This is a genomic window from Streptococcus sp. 27098_8_66 (assembly GCF_041431945.1).
In the GTDB taxonomy this organism is placed as follows: domain Bacteria; phylum Bacillota; class Bacilli; order Lactobacillales; family Streptococcaceae; genus Streptococcus; species Streptococcus dentalis.
In genome coordinates, this window is sequence record NZ_JAPVYS010000006.1 from 38,561 (window position 1) to 51,164 (window position 12,604).

A 12,604-nucleotide genomic window follows, 5' to 3' on the forward strand; every position below is an offset into this window, starting at 1 on the left:
TTAATCTTCCTTATATTTCAATACTTATCTACTTCTTTTGAATCTTTCCAAAATGAAACAAGACTATTGAATCTAACTGGCCCGCGATTTCGTCAAATGAGCGTTCCAAGTCTAATGTTCGAACACTAATCTGATTCCCATGAATTTGATAAATATTATCTGGCTGAATCTGTTCATCTGTTTTAGCATATAGTAACATCCCTGATACCGTATATTTGCTTTTATCAAATTGATACTCGCTATTTTTCACATATGTGAATATCTGATAAAGGTTATTGGAACGAATAGTGTACTTATCAAAACGCATTTGAGTAGTCCGTGAATAATATTTTGCATCAATAATCAAAATAGAATTCTCTTTTTGAAGTTGAATGTCACTCTGCATAATGGGCAACAAATCGCCATCCCCGTCGTCAAGGGCCCACGGTATCTGAGAGGCATTTGCATTTAGCTTAGGGTAATGCTTTTTATAATATTCAAGAATAAATTTTTCATATAGTCGATTCATTCTTTGTTCATCAAGAAAATCCATTAGTTTCATCTGACCATCTGACGTCGTCTGTAGGAGTCCCTTCACAACCAAATAACAAATAGAAATCATCATTCTATAGGATTGATTATTCCTATTGTATTGAAACTTCCAATTTACTTTATTCAAATCAATGCATTCAACTTCATTGAAAAAAACCAATAATTTCCGTAATTCTTTTTTTCGTTTTTTAGGAATATCAGATTTTAAAAGAAGACACATCGTAGACTTAATGATACGATTCATTGTATTGTCAATCGAAAATTCTTCATAAGAGCACACTACTCTTTTTCTGATGGAACTTTGGGACTTCAATGATTCTCCAATTTCTATTTTTCCTCTCAACGTCGTGATTTCCTCGGTTTTAGGGATATACTTTTTCTCTAAACCTCTCTTAAGTTGAATTGCAATTGCCTTAACTAAGATAGCACTCATCAGGTCCGCAGTGTTTTGAAACTCTTCTGTAGAGAGTTTTTTATAGCCTTGTCCTTTTAGAACACTGAAAGCATAAGTTAGCATATAATAGACATTCTTAATTGGTATCACTTAATTGCGCTCCTCAAGCTTTCGCTCCATTCTCTCACCAGAGTTGGTTCATCAAACCAATATTCTTTTAATAAAGGTATAAGTTCATACTCTACAATATTAGAAATTACCTGAGCATTCACACTTTCTGGCGTTAAATTGCAAAAATAACTATGACCTATACAAAATCCTTCGCCTAAGCTCTCATCTGTAGCAATAGCATAATTTAGATTTTTCACACAAGCAATCAAATTATCCAACTTTCTACTGTTTATAATTGATTGATAGGTTTTAAATCCATCTGTGTCAAATCCTGGCTGTAATTCAAAGAATGCAAACCTTCTTCTCAAAGCATAGTCTAGCATAGCTAAACTTCTATCTGCAGTGTTCATCATACCAATGATATATAGATTTTCTGGAATAGAAAACTTTTCATCTGAGTAAACAAGTTGCAATGAAGCCCCTCTTTTATCATTCTCAATTAGCATGAATAGTTCACCGAAAATCTTACTTAAATTTCCACGATTAATTTCATCAATGATAAAGAAATAATCATTACAAGCGTCTAGTTCTGCTTTTTTACAGAAATTATAGAATGCGCCTTTCCTTAATTCAAATCCATTATCAGAAGGTCTAAATCCCATAATGAAATCTTCATACGAGTAGCTTTGATGGAACTGAACCATCATAACTCTCTCAAGATTTTTTTCTCCCATAAGAGAATAAGCTAATCGTTCTGCTGTATATGTTTTACCTACTCCCGGAGCTCCTTGCAAAATGACATTCTTCTTATAGTTTAGAATAGTTTTTAATTTTTCATATTCTTCTTCAGACATATAAATATCTTGAAGAAAATCCCCTTTTGTATATGAAGAAGATATCCTCTCCTCTGTTTGTCTGAGTTCTTTTGTTTGTTGATCACCAAAAATGTTATTTAATTTCTCTATCAGATCACTTTTATTGGTAATATTAGTTAAGGTTTTCATTGGTGCTTTACCAGGATAAGGCCACTCTCCCTTATGAGTCCACTTCACATGGTGTTGATGTTTAAAATTATCAGCTTCCAGATTATAAATATATTCCGAAGTAACTACTCCTCTTCCAACTAATTTAGTTAGTCCTTTTTTTACTAATATGACGTCCCCAACCTTTACATCACGAACAAACTGCCAAGTTGCTAGTGAATCATTAGTATAAGCATTATTGTTATTATTGATTGACCTCATCATGTCTATCATCTCATTTCTCGATTGATATAGACGTAGATCCCCCATAGCATCCCAACCAATTCCGATGATTCCGAGTTTATAAAACTCTTCCCACATAAAAGAATTTTCCCCAGGAGCATATATCCAAAATTGAACATTAGAAGATTCATCGGTCATACTAGTAGAATGTACTTCCTCCCTTTTTGTTTCTCGAATTTCTTTATTTACTATTTCAGAATAATTCCATGCTTCTAAAGATAATTCCTTAAAATTATTGAATTGAGATTTCGATCTGTTTAAGTAATCTTTCATTACTTCAATTATCTTGAAATATTTGGCAGAGGATATTTTTGAATCAATACTCGGTAAACTTTCTATTATTTCTGAAGGGATTTCCCCTGATTCTAAAATATACCATTGATTTCGCTTATCTAGATTCAAAAAAGTATCTGAAGCGATCCAATATAAGCCCATAGTTATCTTGCTATTGCCATTTCCTTTTTGGTTATTGACAATATCAAAATAATGCGAAAATTTCTCCTTGTTTTCACTACTAGGGTCCTTGTCATATTCTAATGCTGAAATAAATAGTGACCACAAATCATCAATGTCCCTAACATTTCTTTCATCAATAAAACGGTAGTATGTTGCATTCTGGTTATTTAATACGGGAAGTCCATCAAAGGAAGTTGGTACCTTACTTTTCAAATCGAATAACTTTGCTACTATTTCTAGAATTTTAATTCGGTTTCTATTAGTTAATTTCTTATTAAATAAGCCAAACACAGTAAAGGGATCAATATCAACCAGATTATTTTCCTTTTCCAACGTTGGCATTGAAAATCCTGTTAACTTATAAATTTCCTTGAGCTTCTTTATCAGTTCTGCTCTATTATCTTTATAATCCACTAGTTTTTTTGCAAACTCTTGATAAAAATCTACCCATAAAAATTGATCTACTGTATTCATATTGATTTACTTTCTACATCTAAATTTACAAATTTTATTTGATACCTATAATTTTACTAAGTATTAGTATACCACGAAAGCACTTACATTTCCAACCAATAAAATAGCTTCCCTCATTCGAAAGAAGCCTTTTTGTTGTTCAATCACATCGTTTTATTAAGCAATAATCCTGTATATCTTTCCGAAAAACGACTCTTTTTCGGAAAAATATATATTTGCTGTTATAACAGACATTTTGTTGAATTTCTATTATAACAGACATTGACACATTTTTGTAATATTATTTTGGTAAAATAATATTACAAAAGGAGGCGAAAGATATGAAAAAATTTATAAGTGTTTTGCTACTTTCAATAATGGCAGTGATGTTAATTGCATGTTCTAATAGCAATCAACAGTCCTTGGATGGAGAATATTATTGGGTATCAAGTGAAAGAAACGAGCTAGCATTCACTATAAAAGGTGATAAAGGTTCCATTGAACATGGAGAGGCCGATAACTTTAAGATTGATAAACAAAAGAAAACCATTGAGTTAACTGGACAAGATATTGCAAAAATGACAGAAGAATATTCGTTTAAAGATGGGGTATTTTCTGTTGATATTAGTGGAATGAAACACGACTACTACTTAAAGGGGAGCAGTGCCTATGAGAAAGCTCTCAAAGAATTTGGTTACAAATAACATCGTATACACCTATTTTACTGAATAGGTGTATTTTAGTGCATTATAGATGATTTCTCTATTTTGGACTTATCAACTTGTACCAAATAGTTTATATTTCTTACCAAATAGTTAAATCAAAAAATTATACAGTACTTTATAATATAATTGATTCATGAATAATATAAAAGAAGAAAATATTAAAAGAGCTATCTGGCATATAAAGAGACACTTAGAAGGACTATGGAATGCACAAGATGAAGAAGATAGGAAATATGAAATGTTTCATTTACAATCGAGCATTGAATGTTTGGAACGTGTGATGAATAGTAAAAAACCCTATCCAAATATGGATAGAGTGTTTTAAAAATTATGTTTTTCAATCACATAGAATGTCTAACTTTTTAAAAATGTTCATGATTTCTTTTCGATAATCTTCGATCTTCATTCGTGAATTTTGATATTGAATATCTAATTTTTCAACTTCTGAAATAATTTGTTCTTGAATATTAATAGGGAGTACTGGGATTGGAAATTTCTCTATATCTTTTACATAAACATGTGGCTGTGCTGCACCTCTTGAAAGATTGAAAATTTCTTCTTGGTAGGCTCTCAAAAAATTAAAAATATATTTGGTCTCTAATTCAGTATCAGCTTGAACAGTTATAGTATCACTAGCAAATATAGGTTCATCCCAATAATTTACATATCCTGCGTTCGCTCCTGAAGCAGAAATTGTAATTATATTTGCTTCTCTATTTGCAATATTGTGAGTATAGGCATATTCTTTTCCCCCTGCAACTACTTTAATATTTCCTTCTCGTGTTTGGGATTTGGTAATTGTTTGTCCCTTATTAATATCAGCAATCATTTTTAGATTTTGAACAGGATATTTACTTACTACCTCAATTTTTTTATCAGCACTAGTTTTGATTTGTGCATCAAAAGTAGACTGAGTAAAATCAATCATATCTACTAAAGAAATAGCTGAAACGAATTGTTCCAATTCTTTTGGAATATTTACGTTTGAATTAATAAAATTATTTCGAATAACAGTATTGATTTTCGAAGTATCTTCTATATTTATAGGATTAAATAAAGGAGTGTTTGTGCTATTAATTGCTTGATTTTTAGAAACTTCCATCTCTTCATCAGTGATATTAGCACCTATATATTTTATTCCTTCTTGTCCTTTTCGTTTAGACCATTCATATCCTAGAAATTCCTTTATTTGTTCTTTGTCAGTTGGCGATTTCACAACAATGACATCATTTTTCTGTGAATTAATTAAAGCAAAATAGAAAACTTTTTCTTGTTCAATTTCTTTGATGAAATTATAAAGAGCTTTTTTATATTCAATTTCCTTGTTTTCTTTAGAATACTTTTCTGAAATTTTCTTTTTCTTAATGTCTTTAGCTCGCTTGGATTTATCAAATACTGTTATGTATTCTTGGAATAATTCAAAGTCTAAAAGAGAATCTAATCTATCTAATTGTAATTCACAGTATGAATTATAGTCGACACCAATAGTTTCACAATATTTTTCTAATATAATAACATCATCTGTTTCTATGTCTGTATTAGTAAACCAACGCTCTACTGCATATCGATAATTATCTGCTTCGTTTGGTGGATATTTCTTTTTACGTAAAAATAATGTAATTGTACTTGTACCAGTAGACCCAAATGTTTTTGAACCAAATTCTGAAATTGCAATGATATCAAAATTTTCTAATAACATTTTTCTAGCTTTGGTATAAAGTTTGCCATTTGATAATACAGAACTTGGAACAATAATTCCTGCAACTCCTTCAGATTTCAATAGTTGCGCAGCTCTCTCTAAAAAAAATAACTCAATACTATTATTAGTATCTAATCGCTCTACATATGAACTTAAATCATATTTTTTACGCTGTTTTTCTGACAAAGTTTCTAAAAAGCCTTTTACTGAGTATGGGGGATTTGCAACAATTACTGAAAAAGTATTATCTTTAATATTATTTTGTTCGTCTAATGCATCACCATAAATAATATTTATATTATCCTGTCCATACATAAAAGCTGAAACTTTTGCAACTTTAGAAAGGCGGTATTCTTTTTCAATTCCATAAATTGAAGAATAGTAATCCGATAATTTTGTTTCGTCAACGTAGCTTTTAATTTGTTCTGCATATTCATTTAAGAAGTGTCCAGCACCACTTGCATAATCTATTATTTTTGGAATGTCAGTGTTTTGGTTAATATTCTCTAGTGGCAAACTTGATATTATAAATTTCACAATTGGAAGAGGTGTGAAAAATTGACCTTCTGATTGCTTGACACCATTATCTAGAAATCCTTCAAATAAGTCTCCTAAAAACTGATTTTGTTCCTCAGTTTTTAACTTCATTCCTTGTAACATTTGTACAACTTCAACTAATATCCTAGAATTCTGATAAAATAATTGTTCATTATAAACATCAAGAAAAGTAAAGTCATTGTTAGAGAAATATTTGAGTTCTTTAAAATATTTAAAAATAGCATCTTTGGCAGCATCTTTACGGAGTCTAAAGGCGCTTTCAATATCTTTTTCAGCCACATAAGATACTTTCTCATTTAAAAACTTCTCCATTCCAACTTGATAGAGTTTTTGAAGTCTATCAACTAAATCAAAATATGTATCTTGAGCAACTCCTTTCCAGTTAAACATTAAATCATCTTGATTTTGTTCTTCATCTACAATTTTTGCTAAAAAAAGATTTACCAATTTATCAAAAGCATTCTCTCTACCACCTACATTATATTTTCGAAGAATTGTAGCAAATTGATTATATTTTTTTTGAACTTCATCATGTGTGATTTCTTTAAGATCTGATAAAGTTGATTTAATTTTTCCTATTTCAAATGGCTTAATAGTTTCTTCTAATACACCATTTGTTCTAAAATCTTGTTGATAAACATCTCGCCATATTTCAAATTTATCATTTCCGCCTTTTGCATCTCTGTATGACTTAGGATTTTCTAGAGTAGTCAGAAACTCATCATTGTCTTTTAATTGTATAGCATGATAAATTCTTTCAATCGAGGAATCAGATATCTTTGAAGCATACAAGACGAGAGCATGTGCTTTATTTTCTTGTTTTTCATAAGAAAATAATTGTCCTCCATCCAATAATGTATTTTTCCATTCTTTTTCAAATTCTGAACCGTATGTTTTAGCTTCAATAATTAGAAAAGGATTTCCTTCATTGTCTTCGATTGTTACATCTGCATTCCCAGATTTAGTGTTATGTCCAAGTTTATAACCTTTTTCAATAGAAATTTGATTTGGAAGATATCCTTGTTTTAATAAACCTATAATTATATCTAATATCACAAAATTTTCTTCTGCTGAGAAGTTGGTTGTAGTTTCTCTCCCAATTTCTTTCAGGTTTGGGTAGTAGATTTTCTCCTTTTCTATATCAATTTCAATCTTATAATTATTAATCTCTAGCTCAAAAACTTTATCTTTTTTTATTTCTTTAAAATTATGAGCTTTTAACCAAGGTTTTATATTAGTCACTTATTTATCTCCTAAAAGAATATTATTACTTATTATTTTATCATAACTCTCAATAATAAATTAAAACCTTCTCCAATTTTTTATATCTCTAAATTATTATAGAAAGAAGAAAATCGGTATGTTTTAAATACTTTTTAACACATCAAAAAAATTTAGCACTCTTTAGGTAAAAAATTTCCAATTATAATTCCTACTATTCGTGGATCCTCATTATAAGAAATAAAAATATCTTTGTATTTTGGATTAATAGAAACCAAGCGTAGGCCCTCCTCTTCACGATAAACTCGTTTAATATAAGTTTGGCTATTACAGACTACAGCATAAACTGCCCCATCGTAATCAAATCCTGTCTCACGAATAAGAGCAACAGAACCGTTTTGATATTTGGGCTCCATTGAGTCACCAGAAATCCATGAGGCGAAATCATGGGCTAGTTCTTCATCAAAATAGACTATATCATAGTTCTGATCATCATAAACTGACGAACCGATACCGGCAGACATTTTTTCGTAAACATGGTACTCGTATAGTTTTTCTGATATTGAAACAACGTTCTTACATTTTTCTTTTTGAACTAGGCTTCCGATATAACTTAGTGCATTATTCTTACCTTCATCTGATAAAGTATTATATAGTCGGAGGATTTCGACTTCTGTAAAATAACCTTTTGGGACATTTAGAATCTGCTCCAAAAGATTTACTTTTTCTATTGATGGTTGTTTTATTCCACGTTCCCAGGCAGAATATGCCTGATAACTAATGCCTAATTGATCCGAAATATCTTTTTGGGTCATTTTTAGCTCTTTTCTACGAGCCTTTAGTTTTTCTGGCTGGTACATCATTTACCTCACATTAACAATAATTTCAATTCAGCTTTTTGTTTTGCTTCTTTATCTGTTAGCCTATTTTTATCCCAAACATAAGCTATTGATTTCCCTCTGTCATAAATGAGCCATACTTTTAGATTGTCCTGACAAGTTTTTATTTTTTTCCAATTCTTTTGATTTAAAAGTTCAGGATACTCTTGACTAGTAACGAAGCCACTTTTGCTCACAGATTGTTTAATCTTATAAATGAGAGAAGTCTGGTAGTTGTTAAATTCCTTTATAATATGTTCTTTGATGCTGTGTAACAAAAGTAGTAGTGTGGCATTTTGTCCATCGATATAATCTTCAATAGCTTGCCTAATGGTGCTTTCTTTGTGAGGATAATATTCTCTTAGAAAGTCTAAAAGACGAAAAAACAATGCTTGCTTTGAAACTTCGAGACTATTTTGAATGTGTTGAAAGGTATCACAACTATAATAGATCTTAGACAACAAAACAATGTCAGGCATTAATACTACAGCTGAAAAAACATTTGCCTCTCGTTCTAACAGATTTTCTTTATTATCAATAGATTCTGTAAAAAAAGTGCCTTCATGCTTAAGAATGAAATGTCCCAGTTCATGACATAAAGTAAAATTTTGCTTTACAATAGGATTATCCTTCTCATAAGAAAAGCTAATACCTAATTCATCAATAACCGTCAATCCTTCAATCTTATGATTTGAAAAATGGTGGCAAATTACCTGAATCTGATATTCTTGAATACAATGTTCAAAGAAGTAATTGAAATTATAATTTAGTAACGAAATATCATGATCCTTCATGTATTGATATAACACGTGTTTTGTAGACTTACTAATTTTTGTATACAATTCATACAAAGAATGATACCTCCTTTAAGTAGAATTTACAACAACTAAACCAAAAAGGTTGAGTTAATTGTATAAAAAAAGTGGATTTTTGTCCACTTTAAAAAGAAAACATTACAATAAATTCTCCTTTATGTAAATACATTACTGCACTTCTGTTTGAAAGTATCAAATTCCTTATCATTTTTTAAATAGTACTCTAAAATAGTTTCTACTACTTCCTTTTTCCCGGAATCATCTTTATATAAATTAGGAAAGTAAAACGGTAACCTATATTTTTTCCTATGTTTATAATAATTTCTTATATCTTTTTCATTATCCTGAATAAATATATAAAGTTCATTCTCATCTTTTACATTATTCCATTGATCAAAAAGATTCTGGTTGTGAAATACAAGTTCATTTGATTTTCTTCGTTTATTTTTTATTTCATTAACTAAATTATCTAATATACCTGTATCTTTGGGATCAACTATTTTTTTACATAATCTATAAGCAAAATAATTTTGATCTATCCAGAAGTCATTATTTATCTTTTCATATTCCACATTATCTTGGTAGGACTTTAATTCATGTTGAAAATAATCTAATAAAATAGATCTCCTATAGATAAATGGATTTGTTTTTAGGACTGTTAAAAGTTTTTGATATGCTAGTTTTAATTTTCTATTATATAATCTTTCAATGTTATAAATCTTTATAAAATGTTTAATTCGTTTATCAAAATTATCTGTATCAGAAAAATTTTTAAATCTGACCGTCGGAATATAATTATTAGAAATATGCTTAAACTCTATTTCTATATACTTATCAATGCTAAAAGATTCAAAATAAGGATTTATCTCACTTTCCTCAACACAATCTGATTTTTTACTATGATCGTTAGTGTTACATTCGTAACAACATTTAATTAAATTTATCGGTAATATTGAAAAGCGAAAATCCCCATTAGTTTCATTTTTAGGAATAATGTGTTCTAACGTAATCTTTGTAGAAAATACCTCCTCACAAATAGGACAAATAGCAACATCATTAATATTCTTTACTTCTGGAAAAGATGAAAACAGACCATTTTTACCGTCTCTTACATATTGAGAATACCAATAATGCGAATTTTCCACAGTCAAACAATCTGGTTTCGAAATAGAATCAATATCTAATTCAAATAATCTCCCTCTTGCTTTTTTCTTATATTTTTGATCGATTTTTTCAAGATATGTTGTTAGTTTTTCCTTATCATCTTCTGTAACTGTTTTTGGTAGATTATTTACAATTTCTGCCACAGAAGGTAGATTATTCTTAGTGCACTTTTTCATTAACTTTCTACTCTTTCATTAATTTCCTCTTCTAAATCATCTGAGTAAAGACCGTATAACAAGTATGCTTCATCGCCTAAAAAATGAATATCTTTAATACTCAACATATCAATTCCATTTTTTAACGGATCATTATCATCATGGGGTAATAGATTATCAAGTTTCGATTTTAATACAGCTTTGTATCTATCTGTTAATAAAGCATTATATCCAGTATATTGTAATTCCACACCATATATATTTTTGTAAAGAGTGTCGAGATTCTGACCATAAGTTTTGTAATTTATTCGTGTGATAACGTGTTTTGAGTTTATTATAAGCACATTGCAGTGGGGAATTTCTTGGATAATTACTGGAGAATGTGTTGTAACTAAACAAAATGCCCCTGTATCTTTTGCTATTTCTGATACAGCTCTTATAAAGGCCTTCATCATTGGAGGATGCATAAATGTCTCTGGTTCATCAAAAATTACCAAACTCCCTTTGTTTACGTTAGATACTAATTTAGTTATATATAGAAGTATTGTTGCTTGCCCTGAACTTAAATAGTTTATTTTATCAAAACATTCATTACTTATATATCCTTCTTGTATTTCAGATACTATATCGTATACCCATTGTTCAAAAGAAAAGAAATTTAAACTTTTTTTCCATAGATTAAATTTTTCTTTAGAAGCAATTAAATCTAAAAGTATATATTGGATATACCAAATAAAATTTTGTTTAATTTCAATATTATTAGTATCCAAATTATTTTCAGACAAATATTCTGCATAGCTATTTAAAAATGAATTTGATATATAGTCTAATTTAGAGGCTTTTAATTTATGAAGAACTTCTTTAACTAATGGTTGCTTTATTGAAACAAACCCTACTTTCTCATAGATTATATTTTCTTTGCTATCCAAAACTTTGGAATCTAAATATTTAAGATCATCATTTGGTACTTTTGGAATAGAGTCCTCAAATGGACTTAGTGAAAAATGAATAATTTGAGAGAAATTATTATCATTATTAAAATGACGCTTTATGATTTCATTTATTTTATATGATTTCCCACTTCCATTACCTCCAACAATACCATAAACATTCATAGGTAAATAGGAGACCTTATCTTTGTAAAAAATTATTTTTCCTTTCGATTCACCATTTTCTAAAAATGAATACTCAATTTCTGAAATACTATCATCGACTGATTTTTTTAACAATTCACTATCTAAATTAGTAATATGTGATTTTCCAGATATAGTTAGTGGATGAAAAATTTCTTTTATTTCTTTTATTGTAGTCGTACGTAAGAACGAATTGTTAAAAAAATTTTGCGCTACGTCAGGTGCTATTTTCATCTCAAAATCTACGTTTTTATCTACATATGATTTGTAATAATTAGAAATTTCATCAAGTTTCTTCATATCAAATGCCAGATCTACAGTTAATTGAAACCACTTTTCTCTTAAATCATATGACAGATATTTTTTTAAAAAATAATAATAATCATTGGAACCAAGTGAGACAATATTGTCAATACCTGAGTTATAACCTGCACTTTTTATATATTTAATCGTTTCTTCACTTCTGGGGTTTACACGTATATAAAATTCTTCACCCCAAATTGAAAGACGTAAAGTTTGTTTATATCCATAATCATCCCAATTATCTTTATTAATTGTTATTGTTTCAATAAAATCATCTAAGCTATTAAAACCTATGATTTTATCTAACTCATATAATTCACTGATATCTTTAGAGGTGACTTTAATAAAATGTAATGTTAAAAATTCACACTGGTATGAAAAATATTTCTCTCCACGATCTATGTTATTACTTATTTTTATTAATTCATCAGGGTCCGTAATTGCAATATCTGAAATTTTTGGATCTTGGATAATTTCAGCAATCACTATATAATCATACCCATTATTAACTTTAAAATCATCCTTGATATATTGAGTAATGAATAGAAATTTATTTTTCTTTTTATTATAAAATTTATTACTTAACAGGTCATGTTCGCAACGAAATAATAATTCACACCTACTTATTTTAAACCTTTCGATAATAGTATTCCAATCAATTTCATGATATCTTTCTTTAATTTCTTCTATTACTTCTTCAATCTTCATAATTTTTCTCCATATTTTTTGACTCTCCACATTCT

At 29.1% G+C, this 12,604-nt stretch carries 9 protein-coding genes; 2 read left to right on the forward strand and 7 right to left on the reverse strand.

Annotated elements, in window-relative coordinates; all coding sequences use genetic code 11:
* Window positions 1-28: 28 nt before the first annotated feature.
* Window positions 29-1,075 carry a 5-methylcytosine-specific restriction endonuclease system specificity protein McrC gene (mcrC, locus tag O3642_RS06015; protein WP_371605597.1) on the reverse strand — a complete coding sequence of 349 codons (1,047 nt, stop codon included), beginning with the start codon at window positions 1,073-1,075 and terminating at the stop codon, window positions 29-31.
* Entirely contained in the window at window positions 1,072-3,231 is a 2,160-nt protein-coding gene (locus O3642_RS06020; protein ID WP_371605598.1) for an AAA family ATPase, read from the reverse strand. The genes mcrC and O3642_RS06020 overlap by 4 nt, the downstream gene beginning before the upstream one ends.
* A gap of 320 nt (window positions 3,232-3,551) precedes the next feature.
* Between O3642_RS06020 and O3642_RS06025 the strand changes: the two genes are divergently transcribed.
* Together O3642_RS06025 and O3642_RS06030 are read left to right on the forward strand one after the other, a co-directional pair.
* Window positions 3,552-3,914: a hypothetical protein gene (locus tag O3642_RS06025; RefSeq protein ID WP_371605599.1), complete on the forward strand. Its 363-nt coding sequence runs from the start codon at window positions 3,552-3,554 to the stop codon at window positions 3,912-3,914.
* A gap of 154 nt (window positions 3,915-4,068) precedes the next feature.
* The gene (locus tag O3642_RS06030) at window positions 4,069-4,260 is read left to right on the forward strand and encodes a hypothetical protein (protein ID WP_371605600.1); all 192 of its coding nucleotides are present in this window, start codon (window positions 4,069-4,071) and stop codon (window positions 4,258-4,260) included.
* Window positions 4,261-4,272: 12 nt separating this feature from the next.
* Here the strand turns inward: O3642_RS06030 and O3642_RS06035 are convergent, their stop codons facing one another.
* The 5 genes from O3642_RS06035 to O3642_RS06055 form a co-directional block, all read right to left on the reverse strand.
* Window positions 4,273-7,434, reverse strand: a complete 3,162-nt coding sequence (locus O3642_RS06035) for an N-6 DNA methylase (RefSeq protein WP_371605601.1) — start codon at window positions 7,432-7,434, stop codon at window positions 4,273-4,275.
* Between the two features lie 152 nt (window positions 7,435-7,586).
* The gene (locus O3642_RS06040; protein WP_371605602.1) at window positions 7,587-8,273 is read right to left on the reverse strand and encodes a helix-turn-helix domain-containing protein; all 687 of its coding nucleotides are present in this window, start codon (window positions 8,271-8,273) and stop codon (window positions 7,587-7,589) included.
* Window positions 8,274-8,281: 8 nt separating this feature from the next.
* Window positions 8,282-9,142: an ImmA/IrrE family metallo-endopeptidase gene (locus O3642_RS06045; protein ID WP_371605603.1), complete on the reverse strand. Its 861-nt coding sequence runs from the start codon at window positions 9,140-9,142 to the stop codon at window positions 8,282-8,284.
* A 119-nt stretch (window positions 9,143-9,261) separates the two neighbouring features.
* Window positions 9,262-10,413, reverse strand: coding sequence for an HNH endonuclease (locus O3642_RS06050; protein ID WP_371605604.1), 1,152 nt, complete (start codon window positions 10,411-10,413; stop codon window positions 9,262-9,264).
* 32 nt (window positions 10,414-10,445) lie between these two features.
* Window positions 10,446-12,569, reverse strand: a complete 2,124-nt coding sequence (locus O3642_RS06055; protein WP_371605605.1) for an AAA family ATPase — start codon at window positions 12,567-12,569, stop codon at window positions 10,446-10,448.
* Window positions 12,570-12,604: the final 35 nt, after the last annotated feature.